General features: G+C 49.4%; 33 protein-coding genes. 14 read left to right on the top strand and 19 right to left on the bottom strand.

The features are described from left to right. Nucleotides 1-10: 10 nt before the first annotated feature. From HA49_RS14740 to HA49_RS14660, 19 genes are all read right to left on the bottom strand, one after another. Nucleotides 11-313 carry a hypothetical protein gene (locus tag HA49_RS14740; RefSeq protein ID WP_038018889.1) on the bottom strand — a complete coding sequence of 101 codons (303 nt, stop codon included), beginning with the start codon at nucleotides 311-313 and terminating at the stop codon, nucleotides 11-13. Then, complete coding sequence (locus HA49_RS21500; RefSeq protein ID WP_052752518.1) at nucleotides 310-786, bottom strand: lysis protein; 477 nt, start codon at nucleotides 784-786, stop codon at nucleotides 310-312. Before HA49_RS21500 ends, HA49_RS14740 begins: the two co-directional genes overlap by 4 nt. Continuing rightward, nucleotides 783-1,262 carry a lysozyme gene (locus HA49_RS14735; protein ID WP_038019474.1) on the bottom strand — a complete coding sequence of 160 codons (480 nt, stop codon included), beginning with the start codon at nucleotides 1,260-1,262 and terminating at the stop codon, nucleotides 783-785. The genes HA49_RS21500 and HA49_RS14735 overlap by 4 nt, the downstream gene beginning before the upstream one ends. A gap of 7 nt (nucleotides 1,263-1,269) precedes the next feature. Further along, nucleotides 1,270-1,521, bottom strand: coding sequence for a phage holin (locus HA49_RS14730; protein WP_038018885.1), 252 nt, complete (start codon nucleotides 1,519-1,521; stop codon nucleotides 1,270-1,272). A gap of 307 nt (nucleotides 1,522-1,828) precedes the next feature. Continuing rightward, a complete protein-coding gene (locus HA49_RS14725; protein ID WP_038018883.1) occupies nucleotides 1,829-2,452 on the bottom strand; it encodes a hypothetical protein in 624 nt (207 codons plus the stop codon). Nucleotides 2,453-2,551: 99 nt separating this feature from the next. Next, nucleotides 2,552-2,938, bottom strand: a complete 387-nt coding sequence (locus tag HA49_RS14720; RefSeq protein ID WP_038018881.1) for a hypothetical protein — start codon at nucleotides 2,936-2,938, stop codon at nucleotides 2,552-2,554. Beyond that, the gene (locus HA49_RS20975) at nucleotides 2,935-3,513 is read right to left on the bottom strand and encodes a recombination protein NinG (RefSeq protein WP_038018878.1); all 579 of its coding nucleotides are present in this window, start codon (nucleotides 3,511-3,513) and stop codon (nucleotides 2,935-2,937) included. The genes HA49_RS14720 and HA49_RS20975 overlap by 4 nt, the downstream gene beginning before the upstream one ends. 114 nt (nucleotides 3,514-3,627) lie before the next feature. Next, a complete protein-coding gene (locus HA49_RS21495) occupies nucleotides 3,628-3,783 on the bottom strand; it encodes a NinE family protein (RefSeq protein WP_342667039.1) in 156 nt (51 codons plus the stop codon). 4 nt (nucleotides 3,784-3,787) lie between these two features. Further along, nucleotides 3,788-4,159, bottom strand: a complete 372-nt coding sequence (locus HA49_RS14710) for a hypothetical protein (RefSeq protein WP_038018875.1) — start codon at nucleotides 4,157-4,159, stop codon at nucleotides 3,788-3,790. Further along, complete coding sequence (locus HA49_RS14705; protein ID WP_038018872.1) at nucleotides 4,159-4,698, bottom strand: phage N-6-adenine-methyltransferase; 540 nt, start codon at nucleotides 4,696-4,698, stop codon at nucleotides 4,159-4,161. The genes HA49_RS14710 and HA49_RS14705 overlap by 1 nt, the downstream gene beginning before the upstream one ends. After that, nucleotides 4,695-5,129: a YbcN family protein gene (locus tag HA49_RS14700; protein ID WP_038018871.1), complete on the bottom strand. Its 435-nt coding sequence runs from the start codon at nucleotides 5,127-5,129 to the stop codon at nucleotides 4,695-4,697. Before HA49_RS14700 ends, HA49_RS14705 begins: the two co-directional genes overlap by 4 nt. A 38-nt stretch (nucleotides 5,130-5,167) precedes the next feature. Beyond that, complete coding sequence (locus tag HA49_RS14695) at nucleotides 5,168-5,410, bottom strand: hypothetical protein (protein WP_038018868.1); 243 nt, start codon at nucleotides 5,408-5,410, stop codon at nucleotides 5,168-5,170. A gap of 48 nt (nucleotides 5,411-5,458) precedes the next feature. Then, nucleotides 5,459-6,370 (bottom strand): recombination-associated protein RdgC, encoded by a 912-nt coding sequence (gene rdgC, locus HA49_RS14690; protein ID WP_038018866.1) that lies wholly within the window; start codon nucleotides 6,368-6,370, stop codon nucleotides 5,459-5,461. Between the two features lie 16 nt (nucleotides 6,371-6,386). After that, nucleotides 6,387-7,088 (bottom strand): replication protein P, encoded by a 702-nt coding sequence (locus tag HA49_RS14685; protein ID WP_038018864.1) that lies wholly within the window; start codon nucleotides 7,086-7,088, stop codon nucleotides 6,387-6,389. Next, nucleotides 7,085-7,822, bottom strand: coding sequence for a helix-turn-helix domain-containing protein (locus HA49_RS21685; protein ID WP_425427737.1), 738 nt, complete (start codon nucleotides 7,820-7,822; stop codon nucleotides 7,085-7,087). The genes HA49_RS14685 and HA49_RS21685 overlap by 4 nt, the downstream gene beginning before the upstream one ends. A gap of 18 nt (nucleotides 7,823-7,840) precedes the next feature. Beyond that, nucleotides 7,841-8,548 (bottom strand): GIY-YIG nuclease family protein, encoded by a 708-nt coding sequence (locus tag HA49_RS20650; RefSeq protein WP_052752517.1) that lies wholly within the window; start codon nucleotides 8,546-8,548, stop codon nucleotides 7,841-7,843. Continuing rightward, nucleotides 8,545-9,372 (bottom strand): ParB/RepB/Spo0J family partition protein, encoded by an 828-nt coding sequence (locus HA49_RS14670; protein WP_038018862.1) that lies wholly within the window; start codon nucleotides 9,370-9,372, stop codon nucleotides 8,545-8,547. Before HA49_RS14670 ends, HA49_RS20650 begins: the two co-directional genes overlap by 4 nt. Nucleotides 9,373-9,405: 33 nt before the next feature. After that, nucleotides 9,406-9,684, bottom strand: coding sequence for a CII family transcriptional regulator (locus HA49_RS14665; RefSeq protein WP_038018860.1), 279 nt, complete (start codon nucleotides 9,682-9,684; stop codon nucleotides 9,406-9,408). 103 nt (nucleotides 9,685-9,787) lie between these two features. Then, nucleotides 9,788-10,003 (bottom strand): helix-turn-helix domain-containing protein, encoded by a 216-nt coding sequence (locus HA49_RS14660; protein WP_038018858.1) that lies wholly within the window; start codon nucleotides 10,001-10,003, stop codon nucleotides 9,788-9,790. A gap of 99 nt (nucleotides 10,004-10,102) precedes the next feature. Here HA49_RS14660 and HA49_RS14655 point away from each other — a divergent pair, with 99 nt between their 5' ends. The 14 genes from HA49_RS14655 (at nucleotide 10,103) to HA49_RS14595 (ending at nucleotide 17,673) form a co-directional block, all read left to right on the top strand. Next, nucleotides 10,103-10,747 carry a LexA family protein gene (locus tag HA49_RS14655; RefSeq protein ID WP_038019467.1) on the top strand — a complete coding sequence of 215 codons (645 nt, stop codon included), beginning with the start codon at nucleotides 10,103-10,105 and terminating at the stop codon, nucleotides 10,745-10,747. Nucleotides 10,748-10,922: 175 nt separating this feature from the next. After that, nucleotides 10,923-11,420, top strand: coding sequence for a Panacea domain-containing protein (locus HA49_RS14650; RefSeq protein ID WP_038018856.1), 498 nt, complete (start codon nucleotides 10,923-10,925; stop codon nucleotides 11,418-11,420). A gap of 8 nt (nucleotides 11,421-11,428) precedes the next feature. After that, nucleotides 11,429-11,863 carry a hypothetical protein gene (locus tag HA49_RS14645; protein WP_038018854.1) on the top strand — a complete coding sequence of 145 codons (435 nt, stop codon included), beginning with the start codon at nucleotides 11,429-11,431 and terminating at the stop codon, nucleotides 11,861-11,863. A gap of 521 nt (nucleotides 11,864-12,384) precedes the next feature. Beyond that, complete coding sequence (locus tag HA49_RS14640; RefSeq protein ID WP_156994666.1) at nucleotides 12,385-12,630, top strand: transcriptional antitermination N peptide; 246 nt, start codon at nucleotides 12,385-12,387, stop codon at nucleotides 12,628-12,630. A gap of 8 nt (nucleotides 12,631-12,638) precedes the next feature. Continuing rightward, nucleotides 12,639-12,812 (top strand): hypothetical protein, encoded by a 174-nt coding sequence (locus HA49_RS21490; protein ID WP_156994665.1) that lies wholly within the window; start codon nucleotides 12,639-12,641, stop codon nucleotides 12,810-12,812. A gap of 33 nt (nucleotides 12,813-12,845) precedes the next feature. Beyond that, the gene (locus tag HA49_RS14635; RefSeq protein ID WP_038018850.1) at nucleotides 12,846-13,421 is read left to right on the top strand and encodes a TAF11 family protein; all 576 of its coding nucleotides are present in this window, start codon (nucleotides 12,846-12,848) and stop codon (nucleotides 13,419-13,421) included. A gap of 130 nt (nucleotides 13,422-13,551) precedes the next feature. Then, nucleotides 13,552-13,797, top strand: a complete 246-nt coding sequence (locus HA49_RS14630; RefSeq protein WP_156994664.1) for a hypothetical protein — start codon at nucleotides 13,552-13,554, stop codon at nucleotides 13,795-13,797. Between the two features lie 131 nt (nucleotides 13,798-13,928). Further along, nucleotides 13,929-14,192, top strand: coding sequence for a hypothetical protein (locus HA49_RS14625; protein WP_156994663.1), 264 nt, complete (start codon nucleotides 13,929-13,931; stop codon nucleotides 14,190-14,192). A gap of 314 nt (nucleotides 14,193-14,506) precedes the next feature. Then, nucleotides 14,507-14,686, top strand: coding sequence for a hypothetical protein (locus tag HA49_RS14620; RefSeq protein WP_038018841.1), 180 nt, complete (start codon nucleotides 14,507-14,509; stop codon nucleotides 14,684-14,686). A 9-nt stretch (nucleotides 14,687-14,695) separates the two neighbouring features. Next, complete coding sequence (locus tag HA49_RS14615; RefSeq protein ID WP_038018839.1) at nucleotides 14,696-15,376, top strand: ATP-binding protein; 681 nt, start codon at nucleotides 14,696-14,698, stop codon at nucleotides 15,374-15,376. Then, nucleotides 15,373-15,975, top strand: a complete 603-nt coding sequence (locus HA49_RS14610; protein WP_038018836.1) for a hypothetical protein — start codon at nucleotides 15,373-15,375, stop codon at nucleotides 15,973-15,975. Before HA49_RS14615 ends, HA49_RS14610 begins: the two co-directional genes overlap by 4 nt. Before the next feature lie 37 nt (nucleotides 15,976-16,012). Further along, nucleotides 16,013-16,399 (top strand): hypothetical protein, encoded by a 387-nt coding sequence (locus HA49_RS14605; protein ID WP_038018833.1) that lies wholly within the window; start codon nucleotides 16,013-16,015, stop codon nucleotides 16,397-16,399. Between the two features lie 81 nt (nucleotides 16,400-16,480). After that, entirely contained in the window at nucleotides 16,481-17,017 is a 537-nt protein-coding gene (locus tag HA49_RS14600; RefSeq protein WP_038019465.1) for a phiTE_072 family protein, read from the top strand. After that, complete coding sequence (locus HA49_RS14595) at nucleotides 17,014-17,673, top strand: ASCH domain-containing protein (protein ID WP_038018830.1); 660 nt, start codon at nucleotides 17,014-17,016, stop codon at nucleotides 17,671-17,673. Before HA49_RS14600 ends, HA49_RS14595 begins: the two co-directional genes overlap by 4 nt. Nucleotides 17,674-17,864: the final 191 nt, after the last annotated feature.

Below are 17,864 nucleotides of genomic sequence, written 5' to 3'. Positions count from 1 at the left end.
ATGCTCTCCTTCACTTACCGGGGTTTACGATTTTGATTGCCGTGTCGATGAGTTCATCGATTACCAGGTGTGCGCTGGTACCGGCAGCAGCGACCAGTTTCTTCAGTTGTTCCGCTACCAGTTCGACTTCGGAATAAATCTTCTCGCCTGCTGTTTCGATAGTTGCTGGCTGTGCGGCTTCTGCTACTGCGGGATGTGCTACTTCCGGTTGAGCTACGGCTGGCTGTTCTGCTACTGCGGAATCTGCTACTGGTTCGGTCATTTTCTCTTTCTCTCTGTTAAACAGGCTGATTAGCCATGTGATGAATTTCATTTAGTGATTTCCCTGATGTAAGCCTGCAGGCCGTTAATCTGGGCTGTGGCCTGGGCTAATTGGCTTCTGAGGGTGTAATAATTTTGTCGAGCGTCTGGATCGAGTTCGGCGCTGGTTGCATTAGTGCTGCTGGCGGTGGTGCCGGTTTTGGACACTCCTGCCGGACATACTGCCTTGACGCGCAGCCGGACAGAACCAGCATCAACGCTATTACGCAGGGAATTGATTTCATCGTCTTTGGCCTTGATGGTTGTCTGGTACTGGTTGTCGATATCAGAGACGACTTTCTGCTGTGCCTGCATATCGTTAATGGTTTTCATCCGGGAGTCGGCCAGAGCGGCTTGCTGGCTGGATTTCTCTTTCCACTCATCGGCAGCATGTCGGTAATTATTCATCAAGCTGTAAATGCTGATAACGATACCGGCCAGAACAGTAATCAGGACGTAACGCCAGTTGGTCAGTAGCCAGGTCATTTATCACCCCACAGACAGATTTCTTTTTCGATTTCCCGCCTGTTCATTAGCCCGGGTGATTTCACCTGGCCGATATACACCCACCGAGTGAGTGAATCGCAGGCTGCAGTGTAATGGCCGGCATTAATCTGTTTCAGTAGCGATGACCTCGCAAAATTTCCCGCACCTACGTTAAACACGAAACTGGTCAGGGCCGCTTCCTGCATTTCGTTCATAGGGACTTTTACATTTCGGGTGACGGCATTGTTTGCCGTTCTGAGGTCAGCTTTCAGAAATTCATCACACTGAGCATCGGTGTACCGATGACCGGGGATAACATCCGGCCCTGTGTGTCCTGTGCATACAGTCCAGACTCCTCCACCGTCACGATATGGCGTGTGCTCTGTTCCTTCCAGCGAAGGGATGAATACTGACGCTATGGCGATAGCACCTCCACCCACAGCAGCTATCAGCTTCTTTCTGAGAGAAGGTGACATTGCCATATTAGTCACCCTCAGGTGGAGCGCTGGGGATTCCCCGGGCAATAGAATCTTTGTAGGCTTTCAGCGTCTGGCTTTTGTACCAGGCATTCACCAGTAGTGTTGCCACGCCCACGATAATCCCGCTGATAACGGCTATCTTGTTCCAGTCGAGGTCACTGATCCATTGAGCCACGCTACCTCCACAGACAAGTGTGCCGGACACGCAATAGCTTGCCGCCGATGCAATTTTGTCGGGCATAATATTTATCTTCATAGTTTCCACCTTTGCTTAGAAAAAGCTCGGTGCTGTGTGTAAGGGTTCACCCACTGCCGTTAAACGCTACAGTCAGAGAAGGTTTTGTGTGGTCGTCGATTGGCAGAGGGTGAAATTTGCAGAAAAGAAAAAGGCACTTGCAGTCTCTAAAGCGTCCGGAAACACCCTGCAAATGCCTTTATATTTTGTGCATAAAAAAACCCCGCCGAGGCGAGGTTTCATGTTGGTGTGCTCTGTTCGCTTTTACGCTCCGAGCTTACAGTAAATATACCCAACTGCATGCCCGACTGCTTTAGCTATTCGTGCTCTATGCGGCAATTAATGGAATTTCCTTCCTCAATTCACGCTGCGAAGCATAAAACATTTCTCCTTCAAGTATGTTTTCAGCCCATTCCATTCTGTTTCTGGCCTCCTTGGGTGTTATGCCAGTGAAATAAGAAAGTGAGCGCTGAATATCTTGCGAGCTTTTGCACTTACAGTACCGTAATCTGGCTACAGACCTGATCGGGTTGTCCCGACCAAAAGTCTTTGTCATTACGCGTTCCACAAAGTCAGCATCATCGGATTCTTTGGCGAGAGAGATGATGTTGGCTGCGGATGATTGCGGTACTAATAAGTCACGGGCCTTGCGGAATAGTTCATCTCCGCGAAGCCCTTCGCAGTAAAGCTGAGATACTACCTTCTCAATCTGCTTACCCTTCTGCTCACTCCATTCAGATCGCATCATTAACCGGCCAATGATGTTAACCTGCCCTCTTTCATATTCTTCATTACCCAGGTGCTGGCCCCACAAAATGAGCATATGCCGCACCCAACAACGCTGCGACTCGTTAATTGTTTTCCAGCCATTGCCAAATATCCTACGCATGTCAGCAGCCGACCGAATGGGCGTAATTTTCACCACTGCCCTGTAGTCATGTTCAATTCGCATTCTTTTTCCTCCTGGGTTTTGCATCCCATGACTGAACGTGTGCGGGTTTTACTGTCGGAGTGATCGGGGTGAAGTGGTTGAGGATTCGGGTTAGCCAGGTCATGATTTAACCCTCTCGTTTTGCCACAGTGGTAGAGGCTCCTTGTGTCCGGCCTTACGTATTCTGGCTTTGGCATTGCGTTCTATCTGAATTAGTTTTTCGATATTTAGCCGCCGTTGTTCCTCTTCCCTGCGTAGATACTTAACGCTTTCTGAATATCTCGATTCCTTGTCGCACAGACTTAAAATAAAGTTGAATGGGTCGAGTATGGCTTCACACCTTCTACACCTAACTACTCGGTCTTCAGAGTTAACCCATACAGCATCGTGTGGGCATAGCCTCGATTTATCCCTATCACCTTCAAACTGCATAGATAGGCCGTTTTTTAAGTCATCCTTTTGCGTCGGGAAAATTACAACGTTTTCTAATTCGTCTTCTGTGCTCATGCTCCCTCCCGCTGTTTTATCAGCTCTCTGGTTTTCTTTCTGTAACGCGCTCTGAGCGATTCCAGTTCTTCTCTGGTGTATCGGTGTGGCTCGTTGCTGTTTTCAATCGCCTCGACGCGCTCGGGCCCGATTTTGGCTATCAGGTTGAGGCGGTAAGGACCAATATTTCCGGAGTGGTGAGTATTACAGGATGAACATTGGCTATGGCAGTTATCCTCGTTGAATCTGAGCTGACTGGCTGCCTTCGTTGTCCGGTAATGCCCGGCGTGATAACTGACCGCCGACCGGCTGCCGCAACTGATGCATACCTCCCCGTCCCGCGCCCGGATAAAGTCGTTAAACGCCCGCTGGGTGATGTTCATCCAGTGGCTTAATGGCTTCAGGTCTGCTTTACGCTCCCGGTGCGCTTTCCGATCGGCAATAGCCTGCCGCTCAGCCTGTTTCGCTGATTGGTGCTTGCTGTATTGGATTGCGCAGGATGGTGAGCAGACTATCTGGGTGGTGGTGCGGGGGAAGTATTTCGATTTACAGTGGCGGCAAGTTTTTGGTTTCGGCTTTTTCTGCCTGACCATCATCACCTCCCAGGTCGTAAAAGTTCGGGCTCTTTGCGCTGTACAGTTCTTCGCATGAGTCACAGAGTTTCCCGTCATTGGAGGGAAAGCCGCAGGCTGTACATTCGGTTTCTTTCGTCATATGCGCCTCATTCTCATGCAGTCATATTTCCGCTTACGGAGCCGATAGCCGGGGTCGTATGTAGTGACCTCGGATGCTGACGGGATTGGTTTGGGTTTGTTGCGGGAACGCTTGGTGGGAGTGAATATCAGGTGGTCTATAGCTCGTTGCATAGGGCTAGCCATGGCACCCCCTGATTAGCTGGTCGAACTGGTATACCCTGCTTGTTGCTTTGTACGATGTAACGATGTCGCTGAAGTGCCGGGACTTTGCCGCCAAAGCTTCCCTTTCATCGACCCTGAAGCAATCGCCCCAATCCGGAAATTTTTCAGCCAGCCGATACATGAAGCCGCTTTTTATTCGCCTGGTCCCGCGCCTTAAAATCCCTGCCCGGTAAGCAATCACAATATAATTACTCGCGCCTTCTTCTGTGATGCCGAGTGATTGATAGAGGAACCTCATCAGGTCCCGGCTATGTAATTCCTCATGTTTTTCCAGCTTCGAGGTAATGGTCTTCATCGCTCTTTCTTTGGGTGTCTTCTGTGTCATTATGCTGCCCTCGCTATCAGTCGTTTGCCAAAGTCCATGAGCTGATCCCGGTCCACCGTTTTGAACTGACACGAACCTGTCGGCCACGGATGCCAGATAATCAGCAGTGACCCTTTGTTATTACCGCCGACCGGCTTACCAGTCTGCGAGGAGATAAATGCCAGGCGACCGCCGGTGATCAACCGGACTTCGCTCGCAGTTTTTACTGCTTCTCTGAACCAGCCAACGGATATATCAGCCGGCAATAGCATCACACATCCAACATGGTTAAGCTCTTTCTCCTTGGCAGCCTTTTCGACAAACGGTAGCGGCGCACTGTACGGCGGGTTTAGCCAGGCATAACCGTTTTCGACATAATCACCCCATTCCGTCCGGAGCGTATCCTGTTCGGCGGTGATGAACTTACGCCAAAGCGCGTTATGCGGGCTGGCGGCAGCATCAAGCTGGAACTGAAATTCAGCATTGAGAGCGCGGAATATCTCCGGTGGCGTCTGCCAGGTATCCTTGTGCTCTGCCGGTGTGTTGGATTTATCTGTCATTCGTCCTGTTTCCTCTGTAATTCCCGGTACTCGCTGTTATTCGGCACGGTGAGCAGGCAGCCAATGCTGCGAGCCCAGCCCTCTACCCGCGTCAGGTAGTCATGCATTTCGCCGGTATCGAGTCGGGATGTGTGTCTGAGTGTCTGGATTACTGTTCGCTCTCCGGTTATCACGTCTACCCTTTCAGTCTCTTCGTACCCAAGATAGGTATGCTTCATCGCGTCTTTCACCCATTCAGCAGACGCAAAGGGTCGACCGTGAGCGATGAGGTATCGGCTCATTTCGGCGTACCAGGCGTGTTGCATGGAATTTTGAGAAAGGCTGCGGCGTTCGCGCCAGGGCTCTACCTTGATGCGGTAGCAGTTACCGGACTGGAGGAGTTCAGAGAGTTGCTGGCCTATGGCCTGAAAGTTAGTGGCGTGTAACCGGATGCCGTCTTTGGGATGTTCATGGTTCTCCCTTTAACCTGCTACACCAGGACTTCATAGCCTTCGTCCCGGGCAAGAGATGCGTAATAAATTGCGGTGTCTTCGTAAAGCTCGCCATTAAAGCGAACATCTGTGAAGTCATCATTTTTAAATAACTCAGCATAAATCGCGGCAAAGGTATTGGCGGGCATAGTACGCAGGTGATGATAATGCCTATCCCATGCTGCCTGCCGCTCCCTTTGTTCCTGCTCTCTAATCTGATGCTTAATCCACTCACCCAGCATCTTCCTCTCCAAATTCAGGTACAAAAAAACCGCTGAACGGCGGTGGGGTTATCGCTGGGCTTCGCCACCGAGCGCTGTAATCAAGCTGCCAATGAGAACAGACATTTCACCGGCCATCAGGCAGAAATCAGCGTCAAACCGCGCCGCTACGTCTTCCCGGTCAATGTCGTCGTTCTGCTCCAGCATGCCAGTGGCTGGCTTGATGCGCTTCAGTTGCAGGCTGTCAGTGAGCGTGAACTGAATACGTTCCTGCCAGTCAATGCCTACGCTGGTAACGCGCTTACCGGCTTCGATGTGGGTTGATACTTCATCGCTGACCAGGGCCTGTTTTTTGCAGCGGACAGTTCCACCCTCTTCCAGTACGGCTTTCAGTTCGGCTTCGTCCAGCAGTGACATTCCCGCCGGTGTATTGCCGTCCCGCACCCATTCGGTCATCGTCAGTTCAATAGGGGTTTCCATGGTCAGCGGCACGACCGGCAGTGAGCCGAGTGTTTTACGCAGCAACGCCAGGCAATCTTCTGCCCGTTTCGCGCTGGAGGCATCGACCACAATCAGCTGATCCTGTGTATTAATCCAGATGCGTTCCTGCGTGTAGCGGCTGAATGCCCGGGGCAGCAGAGAGTGAATCACTTCGTCTTTCAGGGTGTCTTTCTCGGTCTTTTTCAGTTTGCGCTGCTGCTCGGCTTCCAGTTTGGCGATTTTCGCTTCCAGGGCCTGCTTGACAACCGGTGCCGGGAGAATTTTTTCTTCACGCTGAACGGTCAGCAGAATGTGACCACCGGAGATATGGGCCAGTTGGTCGCTGAATGCTTCGCCCATCGGCGGTACCCAGCCAGTTCTTGCCATGTCCTGCGACCCACAAGGCGTGAACTGGCAGTGCTCCAGTAAGTTTTCCAGCTCGTCCGGGATAATGACGTCACGGGTCATACGGTAAATTGCCGCATTCTTAAAAAATTTCATCGGATATTCCTTCGGGTTAGTTGTGCCGGGATTGTTTCATCATCTGCCGGATGTTGGCGATGTGGGATTTTGCTGTTTCTGTGGTTGACGGTATGTGCAACTGCGGGATTTGCTTCCGGGGTTCGGGGATATCCTCTCCGGAAGTGATCCGGTCAGCCATGGATTTGAGCTGCTTACCGCACCGCTGACGCAGTTCTGATTCCGTCAGGTTCCCGGCCTGCATCTGGCTGTACAGGGCGGTGATCATCCAGTAGTCAGCGTTGTTATCCCAGGGGTAGTTTTCCGGGCAATCATAAAATCCCCGTTCCCCGCAGTATTTCATCACCCGACGGTACAGTTCGTCCGCGTCCGGTAATCCCGCGGCGTGGCAGGCACCGGCCTTGCACTGTTCGATGAACTGGCCCGGGGATGGCATGAACGGTGTATCTTTCGCCCTGGCCCACCGCATACCGGCCGCCAGTTGCTCACGGGTGGTGATCCCGTTTTCAGCGAAAGCAGCAATCCATTGTTTTTTCGCGGCTGATTCGTCTGCCTGAGTACGCAGGTTTGTCGCTGCCGCCGCCGGGAATACCTGCCGGAACTGCCGGAACAGCGCATCGACCAGGTGCTCAGCCTCGCTGTTGACCACGTTCTGTGTCGGCTTATCAGGATAGTTACCTGCAATCTGCGATAACGTACCGGCGTCACGGTTGGAGACTGCCTGGAGTAATCGACTCATATAAATTCCTCCCATGATTCAGGGCTGTTCCAGTGGTGTTCAGGCTGTTGATTGTGCTTAGCGTTGCCAACTCCCCGGGACAGTGCCTGCTTGTTCTGGTAGCTCAGCTTTTGGCTCACAGTGATAAACCAGTTTTTTGGCTTCTCATGGCTGAACTCGATATCCAGCTTTTGCAGCTCATAATCCAGATCGATATTCGGGTAGAGGTTTTTCCAGGATGCATAGTCTTTGTGATTCAGGCGAACCACATTTCCCTCGAAGGCATATTTTCCTGACACAGGAGCGGTAGCGACCGGTGTTTGTTTAGGTTCAATGACTGGTTCAAAAGAGTGACTGGTTATGGGGGCAGCTCCTGCCCCACCCCCTAGGGCAGCTCCTGACCCACCCTCGGTCATATCCTGCCCCACCCCCCCGGGCAGCTCCTGCCCTAGGTCATCTGCTGCCCCACTATTTTTCTCGGGGATTTCTCTGATGTTATCCAGTGTCAGATAGAACAAATTTGACTGATTTAAGTCACCATTTCTTCGGAATTCCCGGCGCAGCATTCCCATATCTTCAAGTGCTCGGATATGGTTTTTCACCGTCGACCTTCCGATCTCGCACTGGTCGGCAATATGCTGATATGAGGGCCAGCATTCCCCCTTGTCGTTTGCGTTATCAGCCAGCTTTATCAGAACGAGCTTTCTCAGGGGATTTCCAACTTTAATCCCCATGGCCTTAGCCATTAAGTTCATGCTCATAATTAGTCCAGATTAAAAAGGGATGGGTGTTTCTTTAGGGGGGATTACAGGGCCATAGATACCGAGGGATTCTTCATGTTCTATCTGCTGCATCCTTCGCTCATATTGCTCCTGCATCTCTGTCCACTCTGGGTTTTGAATGGCATATGCTTTTCCATCGTGAAAAGTGATAGTAATATTCTCATTGAGGACATAATTTCGAACCCTTTCCGCCCCTATCCGGATCAGGCGCTCAGCGATAGCCAGCCTGTCCCCGAATGTAACCAGGTCAATATCATCAAATAACTCATCAATATTCAGCCTATCAAGTGACTCGAAAGATATAACATCGTGCGTCACCGCGAGGTGCTCAGCGCCAATCCCGACTTCGGCGTCACAAAATTCGTCACAGGCATACTTAAGATCCTGTAAGTCCAGCTTAAAAAACTCCCTGGAATTGTTTATACGGTATTCACTCAGTGATTCATGTATCTCACTTTCAGAATAAGCCGGGTCAGCGCAGTGATAGGCCGCTTCAACTTTGAATGGGTAAGGTACGCCAGTAGAAGATGACAGCTCCCTGGCCCTGGCTTGAGGGCTGGTCGTGGTCATACCGACTTTATAGATACCAGGCATGTACTCATTGCTCAGAATGTAAACCCACCCTGCAAGCCTGAAACCCTCAGGGAATGGCATTTCTTTTAGAATTTCCCGGTGCTTTTCAAAGGGCCCTAAAGTCATGACTTATCTCCCTGCCGGATGCCGGCTCTGTATTCGTCAAGGATGAGGGTGATTTCTCTGGCGGTACCGGATGCCAGAAGCAGATGATCATCACCGCAGTTATCATTCAGCAATGATGCGTCTACCAGAAGCTCTACAAGCCGTCTGGCTTTGGATGCACTGAACAACGGTATAGCGTCAGCGCGGGTTATTTTCTTCTTCCCAGCGGCCTTAGCCTTATCCAGTTGTCCGACAGCAACAGATGTCGCATGTGGGCCGTGTTCACGGGATAACGCCACAGCCGTTGTTGCTGCTACCTCACCCGAACGAACCATGTCGAGCAGCTCAGTGCCACAACGGACCAGATCCAGATGCAGGTTAACGTCCGATACTGACCGTTTAACCTTTCTGGCAATCTCTGCCGGTTCCCAGCCTTGGTTAATCATCCGCAGATACGCAGAACCACGCTCAATCGGTGTCAGAGGCTTACCCTGGGATGATGTAACCATGAAGGCGATACGGTCAGCATCCGAGCCGACAAAGTCCTTACACTCAATGCGCAGGATCGGGTGCCCAGCCTCTGTGGCGGCCAGTGCGCCGTAATAGCGGTGGTGACCATCCAGAATCTTAATGCCCTTCTCTGTGACCTGTACGGCCAGCGGAGGAAGGTACTCACCGGCGATGAATGCATCCCGGAATTCATTAACGTGATCCTGGTCGATTTCGCGGACGTTAAAGCCAGGTTCAACGTATAACTCAGAAAGCGGTACCACATACGTTTTGTTAACTGATGTGCCGGTGCCGTTTTTCTCTTTGTGCTTGTAAAGCTGATAAAGTGTAGACATAATAAACCCTGTGAATTGATCCAGTAATTCGCTTTACGCCTCGAAACTGTTCGCGCAGTTCGGGGCGTTTTCATTTGTGAGCAATACCCGCAGACGCTGGGCCAGATCGTTAATCTGTTCGTCATCCACGCCCCACTCCAGCACCGCCAGTAACAGTGACATCTTCGGAATGAAATTAGCCTTCCAGCGCGACACCTGAGACTTATCGACGCCAACAGCTTTCGCTACGTTGGTCAGCCCGACTAATGCGATTTTGTTCAATAACTTGCTCTCAATTGCGCGAGCGTTGTTGCGTGTGGTTGTTACTTCCATTTGATTAAATCCTTGTGTGTTTTATTGAGTGATCAGCAGGTGCTGTCACTTGAATTGGTCCCTGGAAATCCGAGGGGGCAGACTGTTAAAGAGCGGATGGTGCTTATGCGGCGCGGGGGCCGGTACTGCCATAAATCAGCCAAGCTGCATCACATTTAAGTGCAGTGGCTAACTCAATCAGTTTTCGAGGTCTTTGGGTCTCACCTGCTTCGATCAGCTGAATTGATTGCTGGGACATTCCAGCAAGTTCACCTAACTTAGCCTGAGTGAATTTCATTTCTTCTCGGCGCTGTTTGAGTCGGTGTGATAATCCTTCCATATCATCCTCCGTTAACAAACTTTCTTGTATTGTCTAACAAGTTAGTTTGTTTGTCAATTACAGGTTTTCTTGTGAACATGGATGTTAGAGGTAACTAAAATGAATATTAGCGATAGGGTTAAATTAAAAAGGGATGAACTTGGCTTAACTCAGACGCAGCTGGCAGAAAAAGCTGGCACATCACAGCAAGCAATAGAGCAGCTTGAGCGTGGAAAAACCAAGAGGCCAAGGTATTTACCTGAGTTGTCAGTTGCACTTGGAGTAAGCGCTGAGTGGTTGCTGGATGGAAAAGACGAGGATTTAAAGGGTGATAATTTCAAATATGCTGGATCTTACGCTCCAGGTAAGAAATATCCCGTCCTCAGCTCCGTTCAGGCGGGTTGCTGGGCCGAAGCTATCGAGGCCTACACCTTAAGTGAGATAAGCGAGTGGCTTGAGTCTGACGCGCACATTCAGGGCGATGCTTTCTGGCTCAAAGTTGAAGGTGACTCAATGACAGCGCCGACTGGTCAGAGCGTTCCTGAAGGGATGTATGTGTTGTTCGATACTGGGAAAGAAGCCATCAACGGCAGCCTGGTGATTGCAAAGCTGGTCGATTCCAACGAAGCCACGTTTAAGAAGCTGATTATCGATGGCGGCCAGAAGTACCTGAAAGGCCTTAACCCGGCCTGGCCGATGGTTCCGATCAACGGGAACTGCAAAATCATTGGCGCAGCCGTTGAGGCCAAGATGCGGTTTAAGTGAATGAAAGGTGCGCGGATATAACTCACTGTGTTACAAGTATTATCCAATAACTCACTGATAGATATACAGTTAATATTGTGTACTTTATACAGCATGTAGCGTAGTATTTTGACGCATTACAACTAGATTCCGTCATGTCGACTGAATGATTACCTAAAGTAAGAGGAGGCACTAAATGGCGTATTCTGCAAATGCGGTTGCTAATGCCTTTATTGAACGGGCAAAGCAAGGGAAAATTCCTGACTTAACCCCGATGAAGATCCAAAAACTGTTATTTTATACACAGTCTTGGTTCTCAAAACTGTACGGTGGAAAGGCGTTAATTGATGACAGTTTCGCCCGCTGGCAGCATGGTCCTGTTATTACATCTCTTTATCATGAGCTTAAGGGATATGGCGCTATGCCTGTTCAGGAAATGCTAAGCAGAGCGATGTTTTCTAAAGATGGGACTGGAATTCGTTTCATTACTCCTGAGATTGATCCTGGCGACACGGATGCAATTGCACTGATTGACAGAATTTCTGATGTGTATGGCCCATATAGCGGAACACAGCTGTCAGCAATGACTCATGCACCAGGAACTGCTTGGAGTCTGAAAGGACCTGACGGGTCAATAATTACGGTTGATGAAATGGCGAACCACATCCACCAAGCTAAAAAATCCGAAGTGTAATAAAGACAATGTCTGATGACTTGGATTATAACCTCCTAGATCGCATAGCTCTACCTTCTGAGGTGGAGCTACCTCATCCAGATCTATCGGCCATTGAAGAGCCACCAAAAAATGACTCTGGAAATCTCCGGCGAGAAGAAAAAGCCATACCAAAGGAATTGCTTCTTTTAAATGAAGATGTTGAAGACAGAAAAGCTGACCGAGCGCTAAGAGAAAAATTTGGAGATAAAGCATATAAAGTGGTTAGGAAAACCCTTTATGGATGGGCTTGGTTATTGGGAATCTGCGGATTTTTTGGAATTTTTCACATCAAAGTTTTCCCTGATACAGTCATGGTAGCAATAACAACAGCTGTCACCTTGAATGTCTTTGCTGCTTTTCTTGGTGTTATCAGAGGTCTATTCCCATCAGGGAAAGAAAAAAGTGATAAAGCAGATAAATAACCCGGCCCCCGCGCTGGGTTTTTTGTGCCTGTAACCCACCCCACTCCCCTAATAGCTGTACCATCCGAAATCACACCCAGACCGAACCTCCGACACTATCCCGCACTGCTCTGTGCGGGAATTTTTCGTCTGAGTAAAATAAATACCTTTTAAAAACAAACAAATGAGTATTTCACAAGAACAAATACAAGATTTATTGTTTACAGATAACAAACTTTCTTGTAATTTTACCCCATCGAAACGAAACATCGATGCGGTAAACGGACTACCTACCGCGCCGGACATAAAGTCAGGCTGCTTCTTTAACAATATGGACCTGTGATTTCACAGGCCGAAGTGAGTTCTTCGGGGAGTGGTGAGTGCGCAGGCTGATGCGCGCCAAGATCGCAACGTAAGCCGCTATGCGCAGTGATAGGTGGTATGCGTGGCTTAGCCATACAAGGTCTGGATTAGTGCCACCCAGAAAGCCGGAGATCAGTACCGGCCACCACTCCACCAAAGAACTCACAGAGGAAATAGCAATGAATAGACAGCAAAGAAGAATGACTGAGTACAACCTCAGAAGAACGACTGAAGCAATGAATTTGTCCTCAGTTGATCGGGTTGAGCAGGCACTTAAGGCACCGAACTGGCGTAACCGTCCGGAGCAGGTATCGCAGTGTATGCCAGATGTCGCAATTTACTCAGCCGGACACCGCACCAAAGGTGACCGGATTACATGCACCGGCCGCCAGAAGTCGCGCGGTCGTTCGATTCCTTTAGTGTGAGGTGAAGTATGGCTTTAGCTTTTACGGTACTGGCAGGAAAGTACGACGATAACGAAGAGAACATTAAGTTCTGCAATAGCGCTGACAGCATGGAAGATGCACAGCGGATGATTCAGGAGTTAAAACTCTATAACTACCCCATCTGTCGGGTAGAGGTGACAGGATTCAATGAGGCCGCATAGTCGGCCTTTTTTATTACCTAATTGAGGTGAAGTATGAAATTAAATATTCAGGTTGAAATAGATTGGATTGGTGAGGGCGGCGACCTTGATTCAGAGGTTAAGCACGAAATCATTAGTGGCGTGAAAAATGCGATCTCCCGCGACTGTCTTGCCAAGGTTGAGAAAGAGGCTTCTACGCAAATCAACCAAGCGATTAATGAATCCATCGCAGCAGCTAAAAAAGCCATTGAGCAAAAGGCAATTACGTTCGCGGATGATTGGCTGGAGAAGGAAGTCACTATTACTGATAAGTGGGGCGATGCCCAGGACTGTCTGACGATCACTGACCTGATTAAACGGACCTTTGATCGTCTCATGGAAAAGAAAGTCACAGACTCAGGTAGTTTTGATGTTGGGTACGGCAACGGCACGAGGCTAATCACATGGCTAACGGATAAGCGGGTTCAGGATGTTGTTCAGGAGAAGCTTAAAGGCATCAACAAAGATATAGATCGCCAAATAACTGAAGCCGTTAATGCTGGGATTCGCAAGAACGTTGCCGATAAATTTGCTGAGATGGTCGTACAAACAGCAAAGCATAATCATACCGCAGCCATTGAAAGCAAATAGGTCACTACGGTGGCCTTTTTAATGGGTGAAATATGACATACAGCACAAAAGTGTGGCTGATTACTGATTTGATGATTATAGCGTTCTGGTCAGCAGTGGTAGCTGTTCTGTGGATTATGGGGAGGTGATTGTGAGTAAAGAAACAGGCGGCCCAGCATTTCCGCGTGAAGACTATCAAGCAAACGGACATGAGAGAGGATTCGAGAGACTTGGCCAAGAAGGAATGTCATTGCGCGATTATCTGGCAGCCAAAGCAATGAATGGCTTAGCGGCTAACTCCTCGATGATTGATGTCATGCATTCATCGTCAGCAGAATGGCTAGCAAGAAATGCTTATGAAATTGCTGACGCAATGCTGAGAGCCCGCAACCAGTAACCCCCTATAGCTCATTAAAGAGTGGGCTATGTGGGTAATACTGCCCTGAACAGGAGTGGAAGACCTGTTCTGATTAAATATTTAGTGATTGCCCTTCATTCGTGGAGGGCTTTTTTATGGGAGAGAGAAAGGTGAATAAGCCAAAGGTTGGAGATTTAGTTCGTGTGCCGCGCTATATGTTCGGCCGATTAATTGAGGTGCGTGATTTCAAACTCGAAGAGTTTCACTACTGCCTAGGATTCTTTCAGAGCGAGGCTCATAAGGCAGATGGATCATTCACTCCTCTTTGTGAACTGATTGAGCCTGCTCCAGATGCCGAGCTTAAATATTGGTCTCACTATGGTCAGTACACAGATAAGAAAATTCAGACATACGAAATCATAAGCAGCCACTGAGCTGCTTTTTTACGCCCTCATATCAGCGTCCATTCACTGAGTGGGCGGTTATATGACCCATAAACCAAACGAGGTAACGCTAATGACCCACGTCATCGGCGGCGTCATTGGCGCTGCTAAATCATTGTTTCAGACACAACTCGACAGAATCAAACGCTTTGTTAACGATGCCGCACGTCCGGGCTGGGAGGCTTTCGCATGAAATACATCATCCAAGGTTCAGAGCTGGTTATCGCGTTCAGCGGGTCGGTTCATTTCTATCCCAATACCGTTACCGGGTACATGAAAATGGTCAGGGATTTCTGGAGGTCGAAATGAGAAGCATGACACCCGAAGTTGAAATGGAAGTCAGCAAACTGGCAGAGATTTCACATGTAGCTAAGGCGCTGATGCATCGAAAGGCTGGAGACCGAGAGCTGATGAGGAATGAGCTTCTTCTCGCCCACTGTGAAAAGCTGAAACAAAAATATTTTATCGGTCCATGTCCGTTTTAAGGGGGAAATATGGGAACGGCAACGCTAATTCTCGGTGAGTCTGGCACCGGTAAATCAACCAGCATGAGAAACATTGATCCGGAAATAACCCTCCTGGTAAAGCCAGTCGGCAAGCCATTACCGTTTAAGTCAAAGGACTGGCTTAAGTGGAACAATGAAAAAAAGACAGGGACAGTATTGGCGACCGATAAGTCTGAGAACATCGTGAAAATCATCAATGCCGCCCCGCATTTTGGAAAGCGTATCGTCATTATCGACGACTTCCAGTATGTCATGAGCAATGAGTTTATGCGGCGCTCAGACGAAAAGTCATTCGATAAATTCACGGAGATTGGCCGCCATGCCTGGGACATCATTAAAGCAGCGCAGGACGCGCCTGATGACCTCCGGGTTTACTTCATGGCCCACACGGAAGAGACGCAAATGGGACGCGTCAAAATGAAAACCATCGGCAGGATGCTCGATGAAAAAATCACAGTAGAAGGGATGTTTACTGTAGTTCTTCGCACTCTCACCCGGGATGATCAGTTCTTATTTACCACCAAAAACAACGGGGCCGATACAGTTAAATCCCCAATGGGCATGTTCGATGCCAACGAAATTGATAACGACCTGGCTTTCGTAGACAGAACCATCTGCGACTACTGGGGAATAACTAACGTTCACGACATTAAGGAATCAGCAGCATGACAAACGTAATCTTCACATACAACCAGGAAGCAGCCCTAACCGCCGGTCAGGGCGGTTTTATTAACGAGAGTGGCGCCTATGTCATTACCATCACTGAAGCAGCTTTAAAGTCATCATCTGATGCCAGCAGCCAGGCGCGGTCAATTGAGTTTTCTGGTGAAACTGATGACGGCCGCAAGGTCCAGTATCTCAGCGTCTGGGTGACCAAAAAAGACGGAACCGATAACACATTTGGCGTGAACATGATTCATGCAATTATGGGCTGTGCCGGCGTGAAGCAATTAACCAACCAGATGAAAGCGGCCGGTCAGTTTGTTGCGCCAGAGTTTGCAGGGAAGCGTGTTGGCCTGGTGCTGCAAAAGTTACTCCGCAGCAAAAATGACGGCTCTGACACTTACGGGCTGGAGATTCGAATGCCATTCATCGCACAGACACATCAGACATTGCTGGAAAAATCGGAAGGTAAGACCGCTGAAGCTGTAGAAAAAATGGCTGCGGGCCTGAAGGACAAAGACGAGCGTAAAAAACCGTCCGGCAACAACAACCAGTCCAGCTATAGCAACTCAGGGTTCGACGACAATTTCGACCCGTTCGCATAAAAGCCACCTCCCCACCCTAAACAAATAAGGCCACATCATGAAACTGTCACCGGAAGAGTCGGCGGCTTTGTCACATCTGAACGGATGGGAGCGTAATTATGAAGCTAACCGAATCATCCGGATGACAGAGCGTGAGCGCGGAGAATGGCTACGTAACCAAAGGATTGTTATGGGGTGCATGGAAGCACTCAGCGCGGCTAAAAACGGAGAGTCACACCCACGACTGAATCAGATGATGCCACGGACGGAGCAACGAATCAGGCATATGGAAACGTCTGTTCGACCGCCGGAGCCGGAATGGATAACAGAAAGGAAGCAGCAGCAGAACGCAGAAGCATGGCAGCGATACTGGCAGGAGCAAGGACAGCAGCAGGCAACATTCCCGACAGCCAACACATCAGGACGCGGCGGCTTCGGCGACTAATTAACCCCCTATTCACCCTCTCCTATAACCAGGGAGGGTTATCTGTTGGAGAGGAACAAAGTGGAAACACTATCAACAGGCATTGCTGTCGAAAAAATAGATTTACTCGCATTCACTATTTCCGGCGCGGAGCGATTGGACCCTATCCGAGTGATGATTGAAAACTATGAGCCAGGGAAAGGCCGCATCACTATTACATGCTATGGGAAGGCGTGGACTGGGGCCTGGTTCGCAATGGGCGGTGATTCAGTACAGGAGTTCATCAAGCGAGTAAGCAATGAATACTTAATCGGATATTTCGACCCTGACCTGAGAAGAACAGTCGATGACGACAATGATGCCAATCTGATGTTTGTTAAGTCAGAAATAATTAAATTACGCAAAGGTAAAGATATTGAAGCCAGTGAAGCCCGAGAAATGTGGTTCGAGGCAGAAAATGCTGAGGACGTTAAGGTTAGCTGTTGTGACTGTCGAATAGGTGACAAGCTTCCTGACCTGCTGGGTGATGACCCATGGTACGCAAAGTGGCCCTCTGTACCGAATCATAAATATCAGTACCTTGACCGCATCGTGAATGCTGTTCGTGTTGGCCTATCTGAAATGGAGCGTGCTGCATGACTGAGCGCCCTATCATCTTAAACGCTGAACAGGTTCGGTCGGTCCTTGCTGGCCGGAAAACGCAACACCGCATACCGGTTAAATTTCCATTTACTGACCGTGACATAGGCTGCGAACTGTCAGGGAATGAACTGGCCGGAGAGATTGCGGCCGGTAACTACCTCAATAGCAAATTTGGTAAGCCTGGTGATCGCCTTTGGGTGCGAGAGACATTCTCATGCATTGGTAATGAAGACGGGAATCCTGTTGACGCGAAAGGAAACCTGTGCATCAGAGAAGATGCACAGCGCATTTACAGGGCCAGCGCAATACAGAAGCCAAATAACTACGGGCTTTGGACTTCTCCGGATGGTTTCGACTTTGAAGGGGATTGGACGCCATCAATTCACATGCCCAGATGGGCTTCACGTATCACGCTGGAAATAACCGGCGTTCGTGTCGAGCGGTTGAACAGTATCAGTCAAGAAGATGCTCAGGCCGAGGGGATGGAACTTACAGGCTGGCGTCCAACTTATTCAGATCCTGATAGCGGCGGCGATTGCCAAACCCCATACGATAACTTTGCTGAGCTGTGGGAATCCATCTACGGCGTTGATAGCTGGCAGGCTAACCCATGGGTCTGGGTGATTGAGTTTAAGCGTGTGGAGGATGAATGATGACTGATATCTCAGAACTGGTGCAGAGGATTAAAGCGGCGGCAGTAAGAGCCAAAACAGCAACAGAAGAATATGCATCTGGTCATATGTCTGTTTCTGTCTGCTATGCCGAATGCGAAGAGTTTAACAGACTAACCGATGGCCCGGATAACATCCTCGCGCTGACCGATTCGCTGGAAACCGCGCTTCAC

This window comes from Tatumella morbirosei (genome assembly GCF_000757425.2).
GTDB classification, from domain to species: Bacteria; Pseudomonadota; Gammaproteobacteria; order Enterobacterales; family Enterobacteriaceae; genus Tatumella; species Tatumella morbirosei.
Note: the sequence above shows the minus strand (reverse complement) of the source record. Positions and strands in the feature narration are given on the sequence as shown.

Excerpts from the sequence above, each read along its gene's own strand:
- HA49_RS14740 (WP_038018889.1), bottom strand. The coding sequence starts at position 313 with ATGAAATTCATCACATGGCTAATCAGCCTGTTTAACAGAGAGAAAGAG.
- HA49_RS21500 (WP_052752518.1), bottom strand. The coding sequence starts at position 786 with ATGACCTGGCTACTGACCAACTGGCGTTACGTCCTGATTACTGTTCTG.
- HA49_RS14735 (WP_038019474.1), bottom strand. The coding sequence starts at position 1,262 with ATGTCACCTTCTCTCAGAAAGAAGCTGATAGCTGCTGTGGGTGGAGGT.
- HA49_RS14730 (WP_038018885.1), bottom strand. The coding sequence starts at position 1,521 with ATGAAGATAAATATTATGCCCGACAAAATTGCATCGGCGGCAAGCTAT.
- HA49_RS14725 (WP_038018883.1), bottom strand. The coding sequence starts at position 2,452 with ATGCGAATTGAACATGACTACAGGGCAGTGGTGAAAATTACGCCCATT.
- HA49_RS14720 (WP_038018881.1), bottom strand. The coding sequence starts at position 2,938 with ATGAGCACAGAAGACGAATTAGAAAACGTTGTAATTTTCCCGACGCAA.
- HA49_RS20975 (WP_038018878.1), bottom strand. The coding sequence starts at position 3,513 with ATGATGGTCAGGCAGAAAAAGCCGAAACCAAAAACTTGCCGCCACTGT.
- HA49_RS21495 (WP_342667039.1), bottom strand. The coding sequence starts at position 3,783 with ATGCAACGAGCTATAGACCACCTGATATTCACTCCCACCAAGCGTTCC.
- HA49_RS14710 (WP_038018875.1), bottom strand. The coding sequence starts at position 4,159 with ATGACACAGAAGACACCCAAAGAAAGAGCGATGAAGACCATTACCTCG.
- HA49_RS14705 (WP_038018872.1), bottom strand. The coding sequence starts at position 4,698 with ATGACAGATAAATCCAACACACCGGCAGAGCACAAGGATACCTGGCAG.
- HA49_RS14695 (WP_038018868.1), bottom strand. The coding sequence starts at position 5,410 with ATGCTGGGTGAGTGGATTAAGCATCAGATTAGAGAGCAGGAACAAAGG.
- rdgC (WP_038018866.1), bottom strand. The coding sequence starts at position 6,370 with ATGAAATTTTTTAAGAATGCGGCAATTTACCGTATGACCCGTGACGTC.
- HA49_RS14685 (WP_038018864.1), bottom strand. The coding sequence starts at position 7,088 with ATGAGTCGATTACTCCAGGCAGTCTCCAACCGTGACGCCGGTACGTTA.
- HA49_RS21685 (WP_425427737.1), bottom strand. The coding sequence starts at position 7,822 with ATGAACTTAATGGCTAAGGCCATGGGGATTAAAGTTGGAAATCCCCTG.
- HA49_RS20650 (WP_052752517.1), bottom strand. The coding sequence starts at position 8,548 with ATGACTTTAGGGCCCTTTGAAAAGCACCGGGAAATTCTAAAAGAAATG.
- HA49_RS14670 (WP_038018862.1), bottom strand. The coding sequence starts at position 9,372 with ATGTCTACACTTTATCAGCTTTACAAGCACAAAGAGAAAAACGGCACC.
- HA49_RS14665 (WP_038018860.1), bottom strand. The coding sequence starts at position 9,684 with ATGGAAGTAACAACCACACGCAACAACGCTCGCGCAATTGAGAGCAAG.
- HA49_RS14660 (WP_038018858.1), bottom strand. The coding sequence starts at position 10,003 with ATGGAAGGATTATCACACCGACTCAAACAGCGCCGAGAAGAAATGAAA.
- HA49_RS14655 (WP_038019467.1), top strand. The coding sequence starts at position 10,103 with ATGAATATTAGCGATAGGGTTAAATTAAAAAGGGATGAACTTGGCTTA.
- HA49_RS14650 (WP_038018856.1), top strand. The coding sequence starts at position 10,923 with ATGGCGTATTCTGCAAATGCGGTTGCTAATGCCTTTATTGAACGGGCA.
- HA49_RS14645 (WP_038018854.1), top strand. The coding sequence starts at position 11,429 with ATGTCTGATGACTTGGATTATAACCTCCTAGATCGCATAGCTCTACCT.
- HA49_RS14640 (WP_156994666.1), top strand. The coding sequence starts at position 12,385 with ATGAATAGACAGCAAAGAAGAATGACTGAGTACAACCTCAGAAGAACG.
- HA49_RS21490 (WP_156994665.1), top strand. The coding sequence starts at position 12,639 with ATGGCTTTAGCTTTTACGGTACTGGCAGGAAAGTACGACGATAACGAA.
- HA49_RS14635 (WP_038018850.1), top strand. The coding sequence starts at position 12,846 with ATGAAATTAAATATTCAGGTTGAAATAGATTGGATTGGTGAGGGCGGC.
- HA49_RS14620 (WP_038018841.1), top strand. The coding sequence starts at position 14,507 with ATGAGAAGCATGACACCCGAAGTTGAAATGGAAGTCAGCAAACTGGCA.
- HA49_RS14615 (WP_038018839.1), top strand. The coding sequence starts at position 14,696 with ATGGGAACGGCAACGCTAATTCTCGGTGAGTCTGGCACCGGTAAATCA.
- HA49_RS14610 (WP_038018836.1), top strand. The coding sequence starts at position 15,373 with ATGACAAACGTAATCTTCACATACAACCAGGAAGCAGCCCTAACCGCC.
- HA49_RS14605 (WP_038018833.1), top strand. The coding sequence starts at position 16,013 with ATGAAACTGTCACCGGAAGAGTCGGCGGCTTTGTCACATCTGAACGGA.
- HA49_RS14595 (WP_038018830.1), top strand. The coding sequence starts at position 17,014 with ATGACTGAGCGCCCTATCATCTTAAACGCTGAACAGGTTCGGTCGGTC.